General features: G+C 56.4%; 14 protein-coding genes, 1 tRNA gene and 6 pseudogenes. 16 read left to right on the top strand and 5 right to left on the bottom strand.

The genetic code is table 11. From position 1 onward, the window contains the following. Window positions 1-541: ABC transporter substrate-binding protein (locus KMP13_RS15225; RefSeq protein WP_215266836.1), on the bottom strand; the 541-nt coding region annotated here is incomplete at its 3' end. 323 nt (window positions 542-864) lie between these two features. Between KMP13_RS15225 and KMP13_RS15220 the strand changes: the two genes are divergently transcribed. Then, on the top strand, window positions 865-2,334 hold the full coding sequence (locus KMP13_RS15220; RefSeq protein ID WP_215266835.1) for a PLP-dependent aminotransferase family protein: 1,470 nt from the start codon (window positions 865-867) through the stop codon (window positions 2,332-2,334). Window position 2,335: 1 nt separating this feature from the next. Here the strand turns inward: KMP13_RS15220 and KMP13_RS15215 are convergent. Continuing rightward, window positions 2,336-2,992, bottom strand: a pseudogene (locus KMP13_RS15215) (GntR family transcriptional regulator). A 137-nt stretch (window positions 2,993-3,129) separates the two neighbouring features. Between KMP13_RS15215 and dctP the strand changes: the two are divergent. From dctP to KMP13_RS15190, 5 genes and pseudogenes are all read left to right on the top strand, one after another. After that, a pseudogene (dctP, locus tag KMP13_RS15210) lies at window positions 3,130-4,099 on the top strand (TRAP transporter substrate-binding protein DctP). A 77-nt stretch (window positions 4,100-4,176) separates the two neighbouring features. After that, on the top strand, window positions 4,177-4,725 hold the full coding sequence (locus tag KMP13_RS15205) for a TRAP transporter small permease (protein WP_215266834.1): 549 nt from the start codon (window positions 4,177-4,179) through the stop codon (window positions 4,723-4,725). Further along, window positions 4,725-6,031: pseudogene (locus KMP13_RS15200) on the top strand (TRAP transporter large permease). Before KMP13_RS15205 ends, KMP13_RS15200 begins: the two are co-directional and overlap by 1 nt. Next, window positions 6,028-7,285: pseudogene (locus KMP13_RS15195) on the top strand (malonyl-CoA decarboxylase domain-containing protein). The pseudogenes KMP13_RS15200 and KMP13_RS15195 overlap by 4 nt, the downstream one beginning before the upstream one ends. A 6-nt stretch (window positions 7,286-7,291) precedes the next feature. Continuing rightward, window positions 7,292-8,809, top strand: a complete 1,518-nt coding sequence (locus KMP13_RS15190) for a malonate--CoA ligase (RefSeq protein ID WP_215266833.1) — start codon at window positions 7,292-7,294, stop codon at window positions 8,807-8,809. A gap of 27 nt (window positions 8,810-8,836) precedes the next feature. Here KMP13_RS15190 and KMP13_RS15185 read toward each other — a convergent pair whose 3' ends face one another. Beyond that, window positions 8,837-9,769: a 2-hydroxyacid dehydrogenase gene (locus tag KMP13_RS15185; protein ID WP_215266832.1), complete on the bottom strand. Its 933-nt coding sequence runs from the start codon at window positions 9,767-9,769 to the stop codon at window positions 8,837-8,839. Window positions 9,770-10,108: 339 nt separating this feature from the next. On the opposite strand from KMP13_RS15185, the gene KMP13_RS15180 reads away from it, so the two are divergent. From KMP13_RS15180 to KMP13_RS20620, 3 genes are all read left to right on the top strand, one after another. Continuing rightward, window positions 10,109-10,669, top strand: coding sequence for a hypothetical protein (locus tag KMP13_RS15180; RefSeq protein ID WP_215266831.1), 561 nt, complete (start codon window positions 10,109-10,111; stop codon window positions 10,667-10,669). Between the two features lie 184 nt (window positions 10,670-10,853). Continuing rightward, window positions 10,854-11,225 (top strand): NAD-dependent epimerase/dehydratase family protein, encoded by a 372-nt coding sequence (locus tag KMP13_RS20625; RefSeq protein WP_251363884.1) that lies wholly within the window; start codon window positions 10,854-10,856, stop codon window positions 11,223-11,225. A 27-nt stretch (window positions 11,226-11,252) separates the two neighbouring features. After that, on the top strand, window positions 11,253-11,537 hold the full coding sequence (locus KMP13_RS20620) for a hypothetical protein (RefSeq protein WP_251363883.1): 285 nt from the start codon (window positions 11,253-11,255) through the stop codon (window positions 11,535-11,537). A gap of 14 nt (window positions 11,538-11,551) precedes the next feature. Here KMP13_RS20620 and kduD read toward each other — a convergent pair whose 3' ends face one another. Together kduD and KMP13_RS15165 are read right to left on the bottom strand one after the other, a co-directional pair. Beyond that, window positions 11,552-12,292, bottom strand: a complete 741-nt coding sequence (gene kduD, locus KMP13_RS15170) for a 2-dehydro-3-deoxy-D-gluconate 5-dehydrogenase KduD (RefSeq protein ID WP_215266830.1) — start codon at window positions 12,290-12,292, stop codon at window positions 11,552-11,554. Window positions 12,293-12,522: 230 nt separating this feature from the next. After that, entirely contained in the window at window positions 12,523-13,818 is a 1,296-nt protein-coding gene (locus KMP13_RS15165) for a glycosyltransferase (protein WP_215266829.1), read from the bottom strand. Between the two features lie 479 nt (window positions 13,819-14,297). On the opposite strand from KMP13_RS15165, the gene KMP13_RS15160 reads away from it, so the two are divergent. From KMP13_RS15160 to KMP13_RS15135, 7 genes and pseudogenes are all read left to right on the top strand, one after another. Then, window positions 14,298-16,511: an NADP-dependent isocitrate dehydrogenase gene (locus KMP13_RS15160; RefSeq protein ID WP_215266828.1), complete on the top strand. Its 2,214-nt coding sequence runs from the start codon at window positions 14,298-14,300 to the stop codon at window positions 16,509-16,511. Window positions 16,512-16,812: 301 nt separating this feature from the next. Then, window positions 16,813-18,546 (top strand): annotated as a pseudogene (locus KMP13_RS21110) (methyl-accepting chemotaxis protein); the annotation flags it as partial. A gap of 546 nt (window positions 18,547-19,092) precedes the next feature. Beyond that, window positions 19,093-20,982, top strand: a complete 1,890-nt coding sequence (locus KMP13_RS15150; protein ID WP_215266826.1) for a methyl-accepting chemotaxis protein — start codon at window positions 19,093-19,095, stop codon at window positions 20,980-20,982. Between the two features lie 204 nt (window positions 20,983-21,186). Further along, window positions 21,187-21,261: transfer RNA gene (locus KMP13_RS15145), tRNA-Gln, on the top strand. Window positions 21,262-21,508: 247 nt separating this feature from the next. Further along, window positions 21,509-21,865, top strand: coding sequence for a hypothetical protein (locus KMP13_RS15140; RefSeq protein ID WP_215266825.1), 357 nt, complete (start codon window positions 21,509-21,511; stop codon window positions 21,863-21,865). 33 nt (window positions 21,866-21,898) lie between these two features. Beyond that, window positions 21,899-22,078 (top strand): annotated as a pseudogene (locus KMP13_RS21105) (TniQ family protein); the annotation flags it as partial. Between the two features lie 171 nt (window positions 22,079-22,249). Beyond that, window positions 22,250-22,831, top strand: a complete 582-nt coding sequence (locus KMP13_RS15135; protein WP_215266824.1) for a hypothetical protein — start codon at window positions 22,250-22,252, stop codon at window positions 22,829-22,831. Window positions 22,832-22,947: the final 116 nt, after the last annotated feature.

Genomic DNA, 22,947 nt, shown 5'->3' with positions numbered 1-22,947 from the left:
CGCAGGCGAAATCAACAGAACCCTGCGCCAGCGCTGCCGCACCATCGGTGGGCGCCATGTCGACGATCTCAAGCGAGGCAAGATCGATGCCGAAATGCTCCATCTGCTTCAAGAAGCCGTAATGCGCCGCGGTGCCGAGCGGAACTGCAACCTTTTTGCTGGCCAGCTCATCGGCGCTGTCTTTGTCGATCTCATGCGTGGTGGCCACAACGCAGTTGTCGTTCTCAGAGTAGCTCACAGCCACGTCCAGAACCTGCAGCGGCTGACCGGAAGAGGCCGCAACAACAAACGGAGGCACGCCCTGGCTGACGGAAATCTGAACGTCACCAGACGCCATCGCCGCAGACATCGCTGTCCCCGTCTCAAACGCAACCCAGTTCACATCCATGCCCAAGGCCTCAGCATAAGCACCATCCGCCTTAGCCGCTAAAAACGGCATCGGCCATTCCAGAAAATAACCAACCGTAAGCTCTTCCGAAGAGGCAGCAGTGGCGCTGGTGAGGATGGCAGCGCCCGCCAATAGCTTTGTGAGTGCTTTCATTTCGTTCTCCTTGTCTGGACCGGCGGGTTCTGGACCCGCGCTTTGAACCTGTCATCGGCTCATTTTAAGTGTCACACCAGACCGGCTGGCATGCCGCTTACTAAGAATTCTATGTCCAATTTCGACAACAGCGGGGGTGATTTGGGTCTACTTTTTCGCAGCACTTGGACTTATCGTCGTGCACCTTCTGGTCAAAAATTCATCACCTCGGGGGAGCGACCTGCAAAAAACATCCCTAAGAACAAAGATTTGCGCCTGGTACCTTGCGAGTGGAAATTCCGCGCAATAGCGATAGATCCAATCCAGTTGCAGAGTAGATCCATATGGCCATCCCTCCTGAAATCTTCCTTTTGCCCACGAAGGGTGAGGCCACATTACAGCAGAAGATTCAGCAGGTTGTCTCCGAAGCGATCGTCTCGGGACGCTGCGCGGTCGGAGAGCGGATGCCATCGACACGGCGGTTGGCGGACCATTTGAACGTCGCTCGAATCACGGTGACCTTGGCCTATAATGAGCTGGTGGCGAATGAATACCTGGTGTCACGCGGCCGATCCGGGTTTTTCGTCGCCGATACTGCCCCCAAACGCCCGACCTTTGATCATCTGGCCAGCCCGGTGCAGGAACAGGTGCAATGGGGGCGCAAATTCAACCAGAAATTTTCGGCTCATTTTGAAATCTCGCGCCCACCCAATTGGCGCGATTATCGCTACCCGTTTATTTACGGGCAATCCGACGCGGATCTGTTTGATCACCGCAATTGGCGGGCCTGTGCCCTGCGCGCGGTGGGGCGGCGCGACTTTGATACCCTGGCCACCGATCACTACCAGCGCGATGATCCGATGCTAGTGGAGTTCATTCTGCGCCAGATCTTGCCCCGCCGTGGCATTGCCGCCCGCCCCGAAGAGATCCTGATCACAATGGGGTCGCAGAATGCGCTGTGGCTGATCGTTGAGATGCTGTTGAACAAACGCCGCAAAGCGGTGATGGAGAACCCCGGATATCCCGGTTTGCGTCAGATCCTGGGCTCCAAGGGCTGCATGGTTGAGGCGATCGATGTGGATGACGACGGCCTGCCCCCCGATCTGATCCCGCCGGACACGGATGTTGTTTTCACCACCCCCAGCCACCACTGCCCGACAAATGTCACCATGCCGCTGGAGCGGCGTCATGCCTTACTGGACCAGGCCGCGCAGGATGATTTTATCATTGTCGAAGACGACTATGAATTTGAACTCTCCTTCCTGAAATCCCCCTCGCCCGCGCTTAAATCTCTCGACCAGACCGGGGCGGTGATCTACGTGGGCTCCTTTTCCAAATCGGTGTTTCCGGGGCTACGGCTTGGTTACATGGTGGCCCCGCAGGAGGTCATTGACGAGGCGCGCGCTCTGCGCAGCGCGGTGTTGCGCCATCCCCCCAGCCATGTGCAGCGCACAGTGGCCTATTTCCTGTCGCTGGGGCACTTTGATTCCCAATTGGCACGTCAGGCACGCAGTTTCAGCAAGCGGCGCGCCGTGATGGAGGACACCTTGCGCGCGCACAACCTGCTGCCTCAGAAACGCGGTGAGTTTGGTGGGTCGTCTTTTTGGCTGAAAATGCCCGACGGGACGGATGCTCAAAAACTGGCCTATGAGCTGCGCAAAGAAAGCGTCCTGATCGAACCCGGACATGCGTTTTTTGCTCCCGGCAAAGCGGACAAACAGCATTTCAGATTGGCCTATTCCTCGATTCCGACCGGGCGGATCGAACCGGGCATCGACATCATTGCAGAAATGTTGAAATCGGCCGAAGGCTAGGCTATTCGGCGGCCGCTTTCAGGGTCGTCATCAGGCGCTGGAACTTCTCGCCTTGCACCGCCACATGGTCGCGCAGCGCTTTGGCGGCGGCCTCCTGGCATCCGTCAGACAAGGCCTGCAAGATCGCCTCATGCTCGCCCATCGACTGTTGAAGGCGGCCACGAAACCGCAACTGCTGACGGCGAAAAGGTTTCAGACGTTTGTGCAGCTTATACGCCTCTTGCGCGAGGAAGGCGTTGCCGGATTCCTCATAGATGATTCTGTGAAACCGCTCGTTCTCCAGATAATAGGCATCGGGATTGGAGCCATCGACAGCGGCATGGCACTTGGCATTGGTATCGCGCAGATCCTCCAACGCAGCGTCAGAGATACGCAGCGCCGCCAGACGGCCGCAGACGGCTTCGATCTCGACCATCACTTCGAACATCTCCATCAACTCAATCGGGCCCGGCTGGCGCACAAATGCGCCGCGACGTGGGATCTACTCAACCAATCCTGACAGAGTAAGCCGTTGTAATGCCTCACGAAGTGGGGTTCTGGAGACGCCAAACTGCTTGGACAGGCGAACCTCATCCAAACGATCTCCGTCGGAAAAAGTTCCGTCAAAAATCAACTCTTCCAGCTGTTCTGCGATGTTATCGGCGCGCCGTTGGGTCATGGTTTCTTGTTATCTAAACCGATCCTCAAATTCAATAACACTCGCTTTGTGTACAAAAACAGTGATCAAAAAACATAATCTACCTAATTTAAACCGGACCTTGAAGAGGGACATCATAATTCTTTGGGAGCCGAAGAATGAAACTAACGATGAAGTCGGCCCTCGCGGCCGTGTCTCTGCTTACAATGGGCGCTGCTGCCCAGTAAAAGGAACTGCGCTTGTCCCATCAATGGTACAACAAGGACATCCGCCATCAGGTGGCACAGCTTGTTGCGGATGTGGATCTGGAGATCAAGATCTTTGGTTCCAAATCGCTGTTTAAACCACGTGAACAGTATAAACCACTGAGCCGTGGGCAGCTTGATATGACGGTTCTGCCGCTCAGCTATGCGGGCGGGCGACAGTCGGCATATAACATGAACCTGATGCCGCGATTGGTAAAAAAACCACAACCACGCCGCGCGCCTGTCGACATCGCCCTTTATGAAAGCGCTGGAAGCAAAGATGGCGCAGGATGATGTCATGGTGCTGGTCCATGGCTATCTGGCTGGTGGTTTTGCTGGAAAGGACAAATGCATCACATCCCCGGATAACGTCGAAAGGTTGCAGACCCGCGCGGCAGGCAAATCCTTTGAACAAATGCTTGCCGGTGCCGGCGCTTCGATTGCGTCCATGGCCTCGTTCGAGATCTATAATGCGATGCAGACCGTTGTTTTGCGGGCCGCAAATACCTCGTCCTCATCCTTTGTGTCCTATCGGATTTACAAGCAGGTCAGCTGCTACACCCCTGCGGGCGATGTGGCCTTGTGGTTCATGTCTCAGCCCCTTTTGATGAATAAATCCACATTTGATGGGCTGAACGCAGAGCAACAAGCCGCCCTGCTTACCGCCGCTGAAAAGGCCGAGGCGCATTACCTGGCAGAGGCCAAGAAGCAAGACGCGGCTTCGGCCGAAGTCTTTGCCAAGGCCGGTGTCGAACTGGCAACAATGTCAGCCGAGGATTTTGAGGCCTGGCGCGCCCTGGCCATGGACACATCCTACAAGAAATTCGTCGAAGAAGTGGACGACGGGCAAGCGCTGCTCGATCTCGCACTGGCCGTTGAATGACTTTGGCGGGGCGGCCTTTTGGGTTGCCCCAGCCCTCTCGAACGTTCCAATACCACCTTTGACGACAGGAAGAGCCCTTGGCGAGCCACAACTCAGCCGTTGCTTCACAAACCGAGAAAAATCCATTCCTGACTGCGGTTGCCGCACTTTCCACCCTCGCCGGGTGGTGCTCTGCTGCCATGATCGTGGCCGCCGTGGGCATCACTTGCCAGATGATTGTCATCCGCTTTGTGCTGAACAGCTCCACCATTTGGCAGACCGAGGCTGTGATTTACCTGATGGTGGCCGCCACATTGATTGGCCTGCCCTATGTGCAACGCCTGCGCGGTCATGTGAATGTTGACCTGATCCCCGTGTCGCTAGCGCCGCGTGCTCGGTCCTATATGTCGATACTGACCTCCACCCTGTCCATCGTGATCATCGTTGTGATGCTAGTCCATGGCTATGAATATTGGCACTTCGCCTGGGAACGCGGCTGGCGGTCCGACACCGTTTGGGGCGTGCGTCTGTGGATCCCATACCTGTCGATCCCCATCGGATTTGGCCTGTTGTTGCTACAGTTGATCGCCGATCTGGTGGCGGTGATCCTGGGCGTTGATAAACCTTACGGATTGGAGGACAGCTGATGGATCCGCTCCTACTTGGTGGGATCGTGGCGTTTGCCACTATCCTTGTGTTGTTCTCTGGCGTTTCGGTGGCCATTGGTCTGCTGATCGTGTCCGCCGGGTTCCTGATTGTCTTTGACGGGCCGCGCTCGCTGGAACTGATGCCAGAAATCTTGTTTGGCAAGCTTGATAACTTTGCGCTGATGTCGATCCCGATGTTCATCATTATGGGTGCCTCCATCGCGTCGACCCGTTCGGGCGCCGACCTCTATGAGGCGCTCGAACGTTGGCTGGGCCGCATGCCCGGCGGGCTGGTGGTATCAAACCTCGGCGCCTGCGCCTTGTTTGCAGCGATGTCCGGATCATCACCCGCAACTTGCGCTGCGATCGGCAAAATGGGCATCCCAGAGATGCGCAAACGCGGCTACCCCGATGGTGTTGCGGCAGGATCGATTGCAGCCGGGGGAACATTGGGCATCCTGATCCCGCCCTCCGTCACCATGATCGTCTATGGCATCGCCACCGAAACCTCGATCGGGCGTCTATTCCTGGCAGGTGTAATTCCTGGCCTCTTGCTGGTGGGTCTGTTTATGGCCTGGTCGCTCTATTCCACCTGGGCCTCGGGCAATGCCAAACAGCTGGGGTCCGGCTCCTACACGTGGAAACAACGGTTGAGATCCTGCCACGGGTTCTGCCCTCCCTCGCGATCATCCTTGGCGTGCTTTATGCCATGTATGGCGACACCGTCCGAAACCGCAGCCGTCGGCGCGCTACTCTGCCTGCTGATCGCGGTGATCATCTACAAATTGTGGCACCCGCGCGCGATCTGGACGGTCTTGCGCGACAACACCAAGGATAGCGTGATGATCCTGTTTATCATCGCCGCCGCGGGTGTGTTTTCCTATATGCTGTCATCACTGTTCATCACCCAGTCGATTGCCGAATGGATCGGCACGCTAGAGGTCACCCGATGGGTCCTCATGGGGGCGGTGAATGTTTTCCTGTTGATCGCGGGGTTTTTCCTGCCACCGGTCGCGGTGATCCTGATGGCCGCACCGATCCTGTTGCCGATCATCACCACCGCGGGTTTGACCCGATCTGGTTTGCGGTGGTGTTGACGATCAATATGGAAATTGGCCTGATTTCACCGCCTGTTGGTCTGAACCTCTATGTCATCAACGGGATCGCGCAGGATATCTTGCTCAAAACAATCCTGACCGGCTCCTTGCCCTTTGTTGCCTGCATGATCCTGGCCATTGTCCTGCTGTGCCTGTTTCCGGAGCTTGCGACCTGGCTACCAAATCTTGTGATGGGAACCATCATATGACCTTGCTTGCCGATCTTCTGTCCACGGTTTTTGAACGCCGCTACCACAGGGGCCAATCGGCGATGACGGATGACAGCCGCAGCCTGAATGAACTGGCCGAGGCGCTGGTGGGCTCTGCCGGTGAAACCTCGGGCCTTGCGCTGGCCGAAGAAATCCTGAGCCGGTTTGACGGGCTGGATGACGCCGACAAGGAAGCCTTCTTTCGCTTTGTCGCTACCGCGATGAACCTTGATCCGGAAACCGTGCGCTCAACGCTGGATGATTACGAACGCAGCCCCTCCAAAGCGAGCTACCGCGCCTTCGCCGAAGCGGCAGAACCCAAACGACAAGAGCTGATCCGCCGCCTGAACCGACCGCCCGGTGCCACCCAGGCTTTGGTGCGGATGCGCGCGGATCTGTTGCGGCTGGGTGGCAAAGACCCTGAATTGGCCGCATTGGATCTGGATTTTCGCCATCTGTTTGCATCGTGGTTCAATTAGGGTTTTCTGGTGCTGCGGCCAATTTCATGGGAAAGCCCGGCCCATATTCTGGAGAAGATCATCGCCTATGAGGCGGTGCATGCCATCGAGAGCTGGGAAGATCTGCGCAGGAGGTTGGAACCCAGCGACCGGCGCTGTTTTGCGTTCTTTCACCCCACCATGCCGGATGAGCCCCTGATCTTTGTCGAGGTCGCGCTGACCAAGGGCACGCCCGGATCGATCCAAGGGCTGCTGGCCCAGGACCGCGCCCCCCTTGCCCAAGACGCCGATACAGCCGTGTTCTATTCGATCTCAAACTGTCAGGCCGGGTTGGCCAGCATCTTCCTTTGGCAACTCCCTAATCAAACAGTTCGCCGCAGATCTGGCTGCCGAGTTGGACGGATTGCAGACCTTTGTCACCCTGTCACCGATACCGGGCCTCGCCAAATGGCTGTTTCAGGAGAAAATCGACTGGAACCCGGATCAGCCTGATCCGATCAAATCCCTGGCGGCGCATTATCTTATCAATGCCAAGTCGCGCGGCGATCTGCCCATTGAACCGGTGGCCCGCTTCCATCTTGGTAACGAAGCCATTATTCACGCGGTTCATGCAGAGGCTGATACGTCCGAAAAAGGGCGCGTTCAATCCACAGGCGCTATGGTAAACTATCTATATGATCTGGCGACTGTGTCGCAAAACCACGAAGACTTTGCCGCTACCCGAAATGTGGTCGCAACAGCAGAGGTCCAGACACTGGCCGCTGCTGTGCCCGGCGCGGTCCCCCAAGAAAGGTAACCACACATGCCCAATCCACTCTACGACACCCTGTTGAGCTGCCACGCTGGAAAAGGCAGCGCGTTTCTTCACCTCAGCGGCGGCAAAATCCTGACGCATCAGGTGTTTCTGTCCATGGCGGCGAAATTTGCCCATGTGTTCACCCAAAACGGGCTAAACCCGGGGGATCGCGTTGCAGTGCAGGTGGAAAAATCCCCCGAGGCCCTGGCGGTTTACGCCGCCTGCGCGCAAGCCGGGTTGATCTTTCTGCCGCTCAACACCGCCTATACCGTGGATGAGCTGACCTATTTCATCGACAACAGCGGCGCTGCGCTGGTTCTGTGTGACGCGCGCCAAAAAACCGCGCTGGAGCCTGTTGCCATCGCTCAAAGTGCCCGATTGGAGACGCTGAACGCGGATGGCACGGGCAGCCTGGTCGATCAGGCCCATGACATGCCAGAAGAGTTCGCCACCGTGGATCGCAGCGGAGATGACCTGGCGGCATTCCTGTATACCTCCGGCACCACCGGCCGTTCCAAAGGCGCGATGCTGACGCAGGACAATCTGCTGTCCAATGCCAAAACACTGGTTACTGAATGGCGCTTCACCGATGCGGATGTACTGCTGCATGCGCTGCCGATTTTTCACACCCATGGGTTGTTTGTGGCGACCAATGTGGTGTTGGCAGCCGGGGGCAGTATGATTTTTCTGCCGAAATTCGACCAAGACCGGATCATCGATGAATTGCCGGGCGCCACAACCATGATGGGGGTTCCGACCTTTTACACTCGCCTTTTGGATGACCCACGGTTTACGCAAGATCTGACCCAACACTTACGCTTGTTTGTGTCAGGCTCTGCCCCCTTGCTGGCCGAAACTCATGTGAAGTTTGAGGACCGCACCGGCCACCGGATCCTGGAACGCTATGGGATGACCGAGACAAATATGAGCACCTCCAACCCATATGACGGGGAGCGGCGCGCAGGAACCGTGGGTTTCCCGCTACCCGGCGTGGAACTGAAAATCACCAACCCTGACACCGGCGCAGAACTGCCCCAGGGAGAAATCGGACAGATCGAAGTGCGCGGCCCCAATGTCTTCAAAGGCTACTGGCAAATGCCCGAAAAGACCGCCGATGAACTGCGGGCGGATGGATTCTTTATCACCGGGGATTTGGGCAAAGTCGACGCAGATGGCTATGTCCAGATTGTCGGGCGCAACAAGGATCTGATCATCTCGGGCGGTTACAACATCTACCCCAAAGAGATCGAACTGGTGCTGGACGAACAGCCCGGTGTTCTGGAAACCGCGGTAATTGGCGTACCCCATCCCGATTTTGGCGAAACCGTTTTGGGGGTGATCATCTCTGAAGCCGGAGCCACGCCCGATCTAGAGGCCATTATGGCGTCGGTTCAGGGGTCACTGGCGCGGTTCAAACATCCGCGTGCGCTGGTGGTTCAGGACGCCCTGCCCCGCAATACGATGGGCAAGGTACAGAAAAACATCCTGCGCGACATGTACAACGACCGTTTCACCAACGCTTAAACCGAGCTCACTTGCCTGTCGCGTGGTTTAATAGCCACGCGACAGGCGATCGTCACCGATGTCCCCATCCGACAGTCGGCGCAGCCCGTCTTTGATCGAGAGGACCACGCCCTTTGACTCGGGCGCGCTGGCTGTGTGCGGCGTGACCAAAACGCGAGGGTGTGACCAAAACGGATGCCCCTCGGCCAGGGGTTCGTTTTCAAAGGCATCCAGCGATGCGCCAGCGATCTGCCCGCTTTCCAAGGCGGCGAGCAACGCCCCCTCATCCAGATGTTCCCCCCGGCCCAAGTTCACCACACAGGCCCCCTGCGGCAGGGCGGCGAACAAATCCGCGTCCATCACCCCATGTGTGGCCTTGGTCAGCGGCAGCACATTGATCAAAATATCGCTGCGGGCAAGAAACGCATCCCGGTCGCGGTCAACGAAATGCTCCACACCGGGTTCAGGCTGTTCAGGCAGGCTGCGTGACAAGCTTGCTGTTGGGTAGCCAAGCGCGGCAATCGCCTTGGCCACGGCGCGGCCCATAAGGCCAAAGCCCATCACTCCCACCCGACGTTCGCTTGGCGAGCGTCCGGAAATGGGGCGGTTCCATACTTCATTGGCCTGATCTTCCAGATGCAGGTCCATGCGACGGTGATGCCACAAGACATGAAAGGCTGCGAAACCCGCCATCTGCAAGGCCTGATCATCGTCTTCCACCCGCAGAACCGGAACGTCCTTGGGCAAGGAGGGACAGGACAGAATTGCATCAACGCCGGCGGCGACCGACACCACCGCCTTGAGCGCGGGATAGGGCGTGAACGCATCGTCCGGCGGGCGAAATGTCAGCGCAAATTCAACAGCCTGCGGGTCGGCGACCTCTTCTGGGCGCAGAATCGTCAGCTCGGGCGCGTGGGTGGCAAAGGCCGCTCCGTGCATATCCAGAATGTCCAAATTCGCATTGATCGCTACACCAATCATCTTGTTCGTTGCGCCTTCTTGTTTTGGCCGCAGATCCGGCACTTTGATTTTGCCTTCGCAATGTGATCGATGGCACAGCCCATCGGCACCTGGCAAGCATGGGCTACGGCTATGCTGCGACATTTCCCTGATATCGGCGCAAGTTTAACCCTTTGCAGCACTGTGCGTCGGCATGGCCCGCTGTCACGAATACCCACCCTAACACCGCACTAAACCGTATCTGATATCGCCTTGTATATTTCAGAGTATTTTTGTAAGAAATGGCCAGCCCAGCCAGATCATCCCGCTGATCAGCCCGGACTTGACAGGATCAAACGCATCCAGACGAAAGGTCGGGCCGTGAAACATCAGAAGAAATTCGACGCAAAACCGGACTCCCAGATCCGCAAAACCAACCAGCGCCCCTCGGTCCGCTTTCCGGACGCATGCAGCCGTTCGCCGAATGAAAAAGAGCAGCGCATGGATCAGTCCGGCGCCGACCGGGACGAGGTCACCTGCATCCAGATCGCTCGGTATTACTTCAACACCTTCAGCAACCCGCACAGCCAGACCTGGATGCGGGCATTTTCAACCGCGGAAGAGCATTTTGACTATAGCAACGGCCCTGTCATCGCCTCGCTTGTGGCTCGAGTGCTGGACGCAGTGCGCCAATCACGCCGCTCCTGTTTCATGTTCAACAATCCCGCATGTGCCAATTGCGCAGATATTCTGACCGAACACGAACGCCGTCTTTTGACCGCGCTGTCCAGCCTACGCCGGGGCGGTGTTGAACGGGCTGAGCTGGAGTTGATGATGTTGTGCGAAGGCAATGACACTGCACGCGTTATGATGTGGCTGCGCGAATTGGCCTTGGCGCTGCCGCAACTGCCTGCGCGGCCCACAACAGTGACGCACCACTAGATCCGGTGCCCACGCCCACCGCACCCACCTGAGAACAATCAAAAGTTATCATATGAATTGACGACACTTATCCCAACCTGATTTATACAAGCCAGCATATCACTTCGCAGGGCCTGACCGCATGGCCCGTTCGGAGTGTCGTGTGGTCGTCGCGGCGTAAGATTGGTAGTCAAACGGCATAGATATGAAACAACTTTTACTGACAGGTGCATCCGGTGGCATGGCCACGGCCTTGCGCTCTTTGATCACGGATCTGGCGGAAAAGGTCGTCTTGTCCGCACCGGAAAAGATCACGGATTTGGCCGCCCATGAGGAAAGCCGCGCGGCCGATCTGGGTGACCTGGCAGCGGTCAACCGCGCCAATGGTATGCCACGCTTCCTGTTTGCCTCCTCCAGCCATGTTGTCGGATACTACAAGCAAAGCGAAACCGTCGACGCCTCAGCTATGCCGCGCCCGGATAGCCTGTATGGGATGACAAAGACCTTTGGTGAGGCTTTGGCACGGTTTTATTTTGAGAAGTTTGGCCAGAAAACCGCCATTTTGCGCATCGGATAGTGCCTGGACGAACCACTGAACCATCGGATGCTGGCCACATGGCTGTCGCACCGCGACTTCATCAGCTTTAACAAAACCGCATTCCGTTTTGAAACGTTGGGTTGTCCGATCGTCTATGGGGCGTCGGCCAATGACCGGTCTTTCTGGGGCAATTCAGAAGCCGCACGACTGGGATGGACCCCAAAGGACAATTCGGAAGTGTTTGCCGCCAAGGTCGAGGCCGCCTGCCCGAATCCGGACCCAACCTTGCCGGTCAACATCTATCAGAGCGGAGTATTCACTGAGTGCCCGATTTTTGAGGACGACAGCTGACAGCGCGCCCGGCATCAACGCGCGTGCCAGCCCCCGCCGACGTTCAAAACGGCACCGTGAATGTAATTTGACGCAGGCGCGGCCAGGAGAACGGCAGTGTCAGCAATATCCTGCGCCTCACCCCAACGCCCAGCCGGGATACGATGAAGGATCGCCTTGTTGCGTTCAGCGTCATTGCGCAGCGTTTCGGCGTTGTTGGTCGAAACGTAGCCCGGTGCGATCGCATTTACATTGACGCCTTTGGCAGCCCATTCTTTGGCTAGCAATTTTGTTAGGCCAGAGACCGCATGTTTCCAGGCCGTATAGGACGGCACGCGAATGCCGCCCTGAAAGGACAGGAGCGATGCGATGTTCACAATCTTGCCGCTACGGTTCTGGGCCATGACCTCGCGCGCAAAGGCCTGGCAGGTGAAGAACAGCGCCTTGGCATTGACATCCATCACGGCGTCCCAATCGTCCTCACCAAAATCAACTGCATCATCCCGGCGAATGATCCCGGCGTTATTGACCAGGATATCAAAGCCTGCATCCGGGAAGACCAGTTTTGCGGCCATTGAGTCGGCAAAATCCAGCTTCAGATCTTCGGCCGTTCCGCCAGCCGTGGTGATCTGGTCAACGGTTTCGCCGCAGCCGCGCCGTCCAGCACAGACCACATGCGCTCCGACTGTGGCCAAGGCGATCGAAATTGCCTGACCAATCCCGCTGTTGGCCCCGGTGACGAGAGCTTTTTTGCCATTAAAAGAGAAGCGTTTCATGTTGTATCTTTCGCTGGCAGAGGGTCACAGTGAATGATCCCAAGTCCCCTTGGGCGCGGTTTGGATCCCCTGTCGCCTCAATCGCTGCATGATCAGAAAGGTCTGTAGACCGTGCCGCGACGCGGGACGATATCAGCCGCAATGGCACCTACCATACAAGTTACCCAAATGACGCGGAACCTGTCATAGATTTGCCGATCCGTCAAACGGGCCGAGACACTGCCTGCATTTTAGCCCGCCACGCTCTCTCCCCAGCGGGCGCGCAGGCGGTTGGATCCGGGTGCGTCGGGGCGCAGTTGCTCCTTGATCAGATGGGAACGGTGTTCAAAGACGTTTTCATCGGTAAACGGCTCTCCATCGGCGCGGGCGTGGCCGATCAGCTGCGCGGTCTTGGTGCGATCCTGGGCAAGCGCGGCCACTTCATCCGTCAGCTTTTCCACGTCGTTGACCGGCACCAGTACACCGCCTGAATTGGCTGAAATCAGATCCTGTGCATAAGAGCTGTCGTAACCGACAATTGGCGCGCCATTGCTGAGCGCTTCGATCAGACAGCGGGGGCTTTCGGGGGTTTTGTGGCAGAACATAAAGATATGCGCGCGCCGCAGCTCATCCAGAACCTGATCATGTTCGGTGACAAATCCGGGCAGAAAGACCTGGTCCGACAGGCCCGCACGGGTCACGCGGGTGCGCATTTGCTCCAGCTCATCGCCGACCCCCATCCAGGTGGCGCGAAAATCGATGTCCATCACCTTGAGACGTTCTAGAACCGCAATCCAATCCAGCGGCCCTTTCATCGCATCCGCGCGCCCGGCATAGACGATCCGCAAGGGGCCGGTCCCGGCGTCATTGATTTTCCGCAACAGCTGGTCACCGGGGATATGATCCTCGGCCCGGATGTGGATGTCATGTACCAGATGCGGGTTTGAGCTGTAGGGGCTGTAGGCGTCAAACGTGTCCTTGCCGTGAAACAGGCCAAGTGCGGCCACCGACACAACCTTGTGCTCCAACATTTTCATCGGCCGATAGGTCAGCCGCGCGCGCCAGCGTTTGCGGCGGCTTGGGTCTTTCATATCCTGGCGCACCACCTCGGATTCCACGCGGTCCGTCCAAACGGCAAAGCGCCGCTTCTGGCGGCGGGCCTCGAACCCGGCGACGGCGCCCCAATCGCCAAACAGGCCACCAATCGCAAAGCTGAGGTATTCTGCCTGCTGGATCAGGTCCCCAATCCGCTTGCGGGTTTTTCGGTAGCTGCGCAGGAATTGGTCCGGACGATAGGCGGTGGGCAGTGGCTCAAGCCCCACCCGTTCCAGCGCTTCTTTGTGATCATCAGCAGGCAGCCAGCCAACCGGGGGCGGTGCGTCCTGGACTGGCATCATAGAAATCACTTCGGCAAAATGGCTGGCCCACAGACGCAATCCGTTGATGGCCTGACGTTCCACATAGAGAACACCATCAAAACGATAGAGCGGCACAGGCGCATAAATCAGCAGACGCCCATCCCGGTTTGCCCCTGTGTCTTTTGTCATCATACACTCCCCACCCGCATCGGCGGCAATGGGCCGGGTCGGCCCGGTCTGTCGCCGCTGATGCCCTGTAAAATCAAACCCGTAAAATCAAACCTGATGTCATGCTACACAGGCCACGCGGGTAATACGAGGCCGCAGATTGCCGACAATGTATGTAGATCCTGCACAAAAGGCGCAAAAACCTATTCGAATTTGCCGTAGAATTGACGCCGCACCGCGCCCGGCCCTTGTAGTATTGCGAAATGGGACCCCATGAACGCTAAATTTGAGAGCCTTTGACGCAAGCGCGTCACTGTGACCGGCAGAAAGATGCAGCTAAGAATTGCACCTGAGGCGCGTGTGATTTACATGGGGGCCATGAGAGCCGCCGTGAATTCGGGTTTTTTACCCTGCAATCCGGTCGGCGAACATCGTCCACAGCGCGGGTTTTGCCTGCGCCCCGTCCAACCGCCTCCGTTATCGCTGAAAGGGTATGGAACATGACAGACACATCTAACCCCGATATTTTGTATACCATTGTAGACGAAGCGCCTGAACTGGCCTCCGCTTCGTTTTTGCCAATCATCCGTACCTTCGCCTCGGCGGCAGGCGTCACCGTCGGCACCAAGGATATCTCCCTTGCGGCCCGAATCATTTCGACCTTCCCCGAGAAGCTGACCGACGCGCAGCGTCAGGATGACGATCTGGCAGCTCTGGGTGAGCTGGTGAAGACACCGGATGCAAACGTCATCAAACTGCCGAACATCTCTGCTTCGGTGCCGCAGCTGGTTGCTGCCGTGACCGAACTGCAGGCGCAAGGCTACGACATCCCCTCCTACCCGGAAGAAGCGACCACCGACGCCGAAAAAGAGATCCGCGCCCGTTACGACGCGATCAAAGGCTCGGCTGTGAACCCGGTTCTGCGCGAAGGCAACTCGGACCGTCGTTCCGCCAAGGCGGTCAAAAACTACGCCCAGAACAACCCGCATTCGATGGGTGCCTGGGCTGCCGACAGCAAGACCAAAGTGTCGTCCATGCCCGGCAATGACTTTTACGCAAACGAGACATCCGCGACCATCACCGCCGCACAGGCCGGTGACGCAAAGATCGAGTTTCTGTCCAAAGACGGTACGATCACCGTTCTGAAAGACACCTATCCCCTGGCCGAAGGCACCGTTGCAGATGCGACGTTCATGTCGGTCAAAGCGCTGTCGTCCTTCCTGGCCGGCGCAATCGAAGACACCAAAGCCGATGGCACCATGTTCTCGCTGCACATGAAAGCCACCATGATGAAGGTCTCTGACCCGATCATCTTTGGCTATGCAGTAAAAGCGTGGCTGGCTCCGGTGTTTGAAAAGTTCGGCGCAGAACTCGACGCGCTGGGTGTAAACGCGAACTCTGGCATGGGTGACTTGCTGGACCGTGTTGCGGACAACGCGGACATCACGGCCGCCATCGAAGCCACCGCCGCAGACCGTCCGTCGATGTATATGGTCGACAGCGACAAGGGCATCACCAACCTGCACGTTCCGTCCGATGTGATCATCGACGCCTCCATGCCAGCTGTGATCCGCGCGGGCGGCAAAGGCTGGGACGAAGCAGGCAACAAAGGCGACACCAACTGTGTGATCCCGGATCGTTGCTATGCCACAGTCTATGACGAGAGCATCAACTTCTTCAAAGCCAATGGCGCGCTGGACGTCACCACCGCCGGTTCCGTTGCAAACGTTGGCCTGATGGCACAGAAGGCCGAGGAATACGGCTCCCACCCGACCACGTTTGAAGCGCCCGCCGACGGTGAGATCCGCATCGTTCTGGCCAATGGCGAGACCCTGCATTCCCACAGCGTTAAAGCGGGCGACATCTGGCGCTCCTGCACCGTGAAGAAAGCCCCGATTGAGAACTGGATCGAGCTGGCGCTTGACCGCCAGCGTCTGACCGGCTCCGAGGCGATCTTTTGGCTGGACGCAAACCGCGCCCACGATGCAGAGCTGATCAAATACGTCACCCCTGCACTGGAAGCGGCTGGCAAAGCGGATCTGTTCCAGATCCTCGCGCCTCGTGAAGCCACCGCGCAATCGCTGAAAACCATCACAGCAGGCAACGACAGCATCGCCATCACCGGCAACGTGCTGCGTGACTATCTGACCGACCTGTTCCCAATTCTGGAACTGGGCACCTCGGCCAAGATGCTGTCGATCGTGAAGCTGATGCAAGGCGGCGGTCTGTTTGAAACCGGCGCCGGTGGTTCAGCTCCGAAACACGTGCAGCAGCTGGTCGAAGAAAACCACCTGCGTTGGGACTCCATGGGTGAATTCTGCGCCCTGGGTGAAAGCCTGAACTTCCTGGCGGACGTCAAGGGCAACGCCAAAGCAGGCGTTCTGGGCACCGCAGCCGAAGTTGCGACCCAAGGCATTCTGAACAACAACAAATCCCCAAGCCGCAAAGTTGGCCAGCCCGACAACCGCGACAGCCACTATTGGTTTGCACGCTACTGGGCCGAGGCCCTGGCCGCGCAATCTGATGATGCAGATCTGGCCGCACATTTTGCCCCCATCGCAGAAGCGCTGGCTGGCAAGGAAGAAGCGATCCTGTCCGAGATTGCAGCCGCCCAAGGCCCGGCCGCGGACATCGGTGGTTACTTCCGCCCGTCGGTTGAGAAGAAAGCCGAAGTCATGCGCCCGAGTGCGACTCTGAACGCGATCATCGGCTGATCGCCACACACATTTGGTTTACCTTACCTGAAAGAGCCCGGAGAAATTCGGGCTCTTTTTCTTGTAGAGCGGTGCCTCCGCCCGGAAACTAAGATTTAACTTCAAACACATAACGCGTCATCACGGTGCGAACTCGGATCTCAGCCCGGTTTCCCCACCCACTTCGGAACTATTTGCACATTTTTCGAGCTATGCACTCAGTGCATATCGGGTCCTCAGGCTTGCAGGTGGTTCTGAACACCAAGTGTTAGGTTTTTCTTGGTTTTTGGAGGCAGATCTCCACAAAAGGCTCGTTAAACTAATGCCTGAACTTTTATATCGTTTCTCTACACGTCTCTACGCACTGGTCGTTCTGGCAGTGCTTCTCTCTGCGAGTTTGACATTTTTTCTGGTCGGTCGCTCTGCGGATCAAGTTTATGAATTTCGTGACCATGAATTGGACCATTTGACCGAATTGGCCTCTAGCTATCTCAGCTCAATCCATGAGCGCGTTCTAGCCGGCGAGCTGACCCGGGCAGAAGGCATCGCCGCTGGTCGAAAAATTCTGGAACAGGCCCGTTTTGGTTCGGACAACAGCGGCTACTACTTCGCAATCACGACCGACGGCACTATCGTTGCTCATCCCCATCGACCAGATTGGATTGGCCAGAACAAACTGTCCGTGCAGGATGCTTCGGGTCAACAATTCTTCAAAGCGTTTATTGACGGTTTGGATACAAACGGTCGCTCACGGGTTGAATATTCCTTTCTGAATCCAGGCAGCAAGCAAGTTGAAACGAAATTGGGACACGCGCTCTTGTTCGAACCCTGGGACATTCTGGTGGCCACCGGCATGTACATCGACGACGTTGAAGAGAGCATTTTTGACACCAAAGTTCTGGCCACGTCCTGCCTTGCGGTCTCTTTGGTCCTGCTCCTCCTTGCCTCAACAGGCATCAGCCGCAGTATGATCCGGCCAATGCAAAAATTGCGCGATCGTATGAACAGGCTTGCCGACGGAGACCTCATCTCGCCAGTACCGTCGTTGACCAACCGCAGCGAATTGGGCGGCATGGCGCAATCCGTGCAAGTATTCCAAAGAGGTCTGCAACGCCAAAAGGAAATGGAGTTTGAGCAGTCCAAACAAAAGGAAGAGATCTCGAGTGTCATTCAGATGCTCAGCAGCAAGCTATCGCAGATGTCGCAAGGGAATTTGGACATCAAGATCACCGATACTTTCCCGCAGCAATACGAAAGGCTGCGCAGTGATTTCAACTCCACCTTGGACACACTGCAAGACACCATATCGCAGGTGATTGATGCGGCGTCGTCAATCAGCAATGGCGCGGTTGAGATCAGCCAAGCCTCTGATGACCTCTCCCATCGCACGGAAAGCCAGGCCGCAACTCTGGAAGAAACCGCAGCCGCTCTGGAACAAATGACAGCCAGCGTGCGCTCTGCTGCAGAAGGCGCGCGTGGTGTTGAAAACACCGTAAGCGACGCGCGCCAACAAGCCGAAGTCAGCGGTGAAGTGGTGCAGAACGCCGTGTCTGCCATGACCGAAATTGCACAGAGTTCTTCAAAAATCTCGCAGATCATCAGTGTGATTGACGACATCGCGTTTCAGACAAACCTTTTGGCCTTGAACGCAGGCGTCGAAGCGGCGCGTGCTGGCGACGCAGGTCGTGGGTTTGCCGTTGTGGCGTCCGAAGTGCGCGGTCTTGCGCAAAGGTCATCGGATGCCGCGATGGAGATCAAAACGCTGATTTCCGATAGTTCGCAACAAGTGGAACGCGGCGTGGATCTGGTGGGCAAGGCCGGCGACGCGCTGGTGCAAATCGTTGACCGTGTCAGCCATATCTCGACCTTGATTTCCGGCATTGCCGAAGGCGCCTCTGAGCAATCCACTGGTCTTGCAGAAATCAACACCGGCATGACCCAGCTGGATCAGGTGACCCAACAAAACGCCGCGATGGTCGAAGAGGCTACTGCTGCCGGTCATTTGTTGAATTCAGATGCCAGCAAGCTGTCACAACTGGTGGCCTATTTTCAGATCGGGACAAGTCAGGCACGGGATCTCCTCACGTCCGGGGAAACCACGTCTAGCACCGCACAGACATCATATAGCGCGGCGTAGCACCCTGCGCATTAGGAGGTCGTCGCCGGTGAGAATGTAGCTATCTGAAATCCGCACGCCGGATCAGATGAGACAAAATGAAAAGGTCGGCCGCTTGGTCGACCTTTTTTGTGATTCGACTACTCGCAGATTCCTGCAGGCTGAATGTGCAATTCCCGCAATCACTCAACAAGACGCCGCATATCTCGGCAGTTGCGATGATTTGCGCAAAGCCTCAATTGATCACTTTTTTACGATCATCATCGGAAGATATGTAAAATTGTAATCCATTGCAAAGCCCAACCACTTTCACACCGAAACTTATAGAATAAAAACAATGTACTATCGCCATACCAAGGTCTCCCCCCTAACACATATAGGTTTTTTCATTTGCGCGGTATTAACTTCTTCACCGGTACTTGATGGGCAACCAGCTATTTTCATGGCCCCGTTTCAAACCGACCCATTCGAAGGGATTTCCACGACATGCTAAGAATCTTCCACAAACTGCACGCTCGTATTTACGCCATCGTCGCCATCGCGATGGTCATGGCCCTTGCGTTAACCTATACGACGCTCTCTCGTTCCTTAGACAACGCATATGACATGCGCAAAGAAGAGCTGCACCTGTTGGTCGAAACGGCGATCAGCACATTGCAAGATCTTGAAAACAAGGTCCAAGCCAATGAGCTGACGCCTGCGGAAGCCAAGGAACAAGGTAGCCGCGAGCTTGAAAAATTGCGCTACGGAACATCTGGGTATTTCTTTGCCTTCGATCACCAGCACATCAACAAAGCGCATGGTGCGCGTCCTGACTTTAACGGGACTGACATGTCCGGTCTCGTAGACAAGCGCGGCACTTACATGGTGAAAGAGCTTGTTCGCATTGCGACCACGCAAGGCGCAGGTGATCTGACCTATTACTTCCCACGTCCCGATTCCGATGTAATCGAACCGAAACTGGGGTATGTCGTCAACTTTGCGCCTTGGAATTGGGTGGTCGGAACTGGCACCTACGTCGAAGATATCGAGGCGGAAGCTGCAATCCAGCGCAATACCGCGTTGATCACGCTGGGGGTCGGCCTGTTGATCCTTGGCACGTTCGGCTTTTTCATGACGCGCAGCATTACCGTGCCAATGGCGGCATTGAACTCGCGTATGCAAGGTCTTGCGAACGGCGATGACAGCTCACCAATCCCGGGCACTGAAAGCGCAAGTGAAGTCGGAGCGATGGCCCGCACGTTAGAGGTTTTCCGCAACAAAATTCAGGCACAACAAGCCTTGGAAGCGGAGCAGAAAACAGCCGAGACGCTACGGAACAAAGTTGTGGACGCGCTGCGCACCAATCTGGCGGCCTTGTCGACCGGCGATCTGAATTCGCAAATCGACGAAAGCTTCCCGGAAGAATACGAACAGCTACGCGTGGACTTCAACAAAACAGTCGATCAGCTGCAAAGCACGATTTCACAGGTCGTGGAAGTGTCCAGCAGCATTCGCAATGGTGCGCAGGAAATCAACCAATCCTCGGATGAGTTGTCACAACGCACCGAGAGCCAAGCTGCAACCTTGGAAGAGACCGCAGCCGCCCTTGAAGAGATGACCGCCAGCGTGAAATCTGCGGCCGATGGTGCTCGCGACGTTGAAACCACGGTCAACGAGGCCCGTGCAAAGGCCGAGGACAGCGGCGAAGTGGTGCAAAACGCCGTTGCTGCCATGACCGAAATTGAGCGCAGCTCCAGCCATATCTCGCAAATCATCAGCGTGATCGACGACATTGCTTTCCAGACCAACCTTCTCGCCTTGAACGCCGGTGTCGAAGCGGCGCGTGCAGGCGAAGCCGGTCGCGGATTTGCGGTTGTCGCATCTGAAGTACGCGGCCTGGCGCAACGTTCCTCGGACGCGGCGATGGAAATCAAAACACTGATCTCTGACAGCTCGCAACAGGTGGAGCGCGGCGTCGATTTGGTTGGCAAAGCGGGTGACGCGTTGGAGCAAATCGTGCAACGGGTCAGCAACATCTCCAGCCTGATTTCAGGGATCGCCGAAGGGGCCGCAGAGCAATCGACTGGCCTTGTGGAGATAAACACCGGCATGACCCAATTGGACCAGGTAACACAGCAAAACGCCGCAATGGTGCAAGAGGCCACAACTGCCGGTCATCTGCTGAATTCCGAAGCGGGAAAACTAGGCGAATTGGTGGCGCATTTCAACATCGGTCAGGGAAATGTCACACCGTTTGCTATGAACCAACCTAGCGCGCCCGCGACCGCCCCGTCCGCCCATGGCGATGCCGACATAAGTTGGGAGGAAGAGGTTCCAGCGGCCCCCCCCCCCGCGGTCGCTGTCAACGCAGGCAACCCCTGGCAAGATTTTTGACGTCGAATTCACGGTATCAAAATTGCAAGGCCAGCCCCATCGGGCTGGTTTTTTTCTTGTCGACTAAACCCGATGGATACGCGACAAGTTAATGAATTATATAGACTTTCCCTGCCCTCGCTCGGCTGGGTCAGATTCCACATTTTTTACAAAAAACCTCTTGCACCCCCCCGACACAAGCATTAAAACGCCCCACACAAGCGCTGGGATGTAGCCAAGTGGTAAGGCAACTGTTTTTGGTACAGTGTACCGTAGGTTCGAATCCTACCATCCCAGCCATTTCTCTCTAAGTGTGCCGTCCAGCTTGAATATAGATTTATCCAGCTTGAACACGCATTTTGTCCAGCCAAGACTTACACTTCGCGCAGCTCGTGCTGTTGAGTGCGCGCGTGATGCAAATCACTGCTTGACAGAAAAACCCTCCTCTTCGCCGCAGAAGCCACCCATCAGCCATTTTACGACCGCGTAAATTGCCGCCACGCAGAGCGACAGCTACACTCTTCTCACAGCAATTGAGGAGCTTCACATGGCCAACTGGTACACAGCTGACCTGCATTTCGGCCATTCGCGGATCATTGAGTTTTGTAAACGCCCGTATCAGTCTAGCGAAGACATGAACGCAGCGCTGATCCAGAACATCCAAGGCTGCGTCTCGTTTGACGATGATCTGTGGATTCTTGGTGACTTTGCCTTTGGCCAGGCGACAGATGTGCAGAAGTTTGAAAACTGGTTTCACCAGATCCCTGGCCGCAAGCATTTAATCGTTGGCAATCATGATGATGAAGCGGTGGCAATGCTCCCGTGGGCGAGCATCTCTGACCTCAAGGAAATCAAGGACGGCACGCAATCAGTTATGTTGTGCCACTACCCCATGATCACCTGAAACGGTGCGCGGCAAAGCACGCCCCGTCGTGCAATTTCAAAATTCTCAACCATCAACGGCCAATCCTTTCTCAAACGCTCCCTCAGGAAGACAAATCTGTCTATCTGCCCGATATGTTGGCGGGAAACGGCTCAACAAACTGGCTCACAGGCACATGGGTGCGGTGTTCGCAGTATTTGGCTGCCAGAGCAGTTCCACACCTGCCAAATCCACAACGTGGCTCTGGTTCCACTTTCCTACCGTGACTTCACCACATGCTACGATCCCGTCTTCAGGGCACACTTCGATCCGACGTGGATACGAAGACTAGATGACCGAGTCGTAATCCAACTCCCCACCAAGTTTGAGATCGCTGCCAGAACCCAGATCACAACACGCGTCCCAATGGTTTCATGGCTGCCCGACGTCCAGATTGATATCTTGGAGAAATGGTGTTTGGGGTTGGGAGCATTCATTCAAAGAGGATTGGAAAACCCACAAGACCTTGCGCCCAAGCAACAGTGCCAGCTGATTGATATCGGCCTTGAAATAACCGTTTCCGGTCTCACGAAAACTCATACCGAAGTCGATCGAGCATTGGCGCGCCATCAGGCCCGGCTTGCGCGCGCATGGGTATATGGTTGGGCGCTGCAGTCAGCGTCGCCGGTTGAGCGTAAGGCTTTCAAAGCCATTTGCCAGGGCATGTCGCAACAACAAGGCTTGTTCTGCCTTTACTCAGTGAGGGACAAGGATGCAGCGGGCGTCGCCATCTCGACATCTATTGCGCACATAGCTCAAGCAACTGGCCGTTCCAAACGCTGGGTAAAACGCGCCTTGATCGCTGACGACTTCCTGCCCGAAACTGGGCCACCATGTGTTCGTGACCTGAGCAACCATATTTACAGATGTAGAACCCATATCAGAAAGCTCAACGCGACCAAGGGCGTGCAAGACTGCGCAGCCCTCTTAGGGATCGGCATGACCTGAGCCCCTAAAACTCCTCCAGATTAGTGTAGAGTCCGCCCAACAAAAGGACGGACAAATGAAGGCACGATTCACGGATGAGCAGATCATTGCGATGATCAAAGAACAGGAAGCTGGCG

The sequence above is a fragment of the Epibacterium ulvae genome (genome assembly GCF_018678075.1).
Taxonomy (GTDB): Bacteria; Pseudomonadota; Alphaproteobacteria; order Rhodobacterales; family Rhodobacteraceae; genus Epibacterium; species Epibacterium ulvae_A.
Note: the sequence above shows the minus strand (reverse complement) of the source record. Positions and strands in the feature narration are given on the sequence as shown.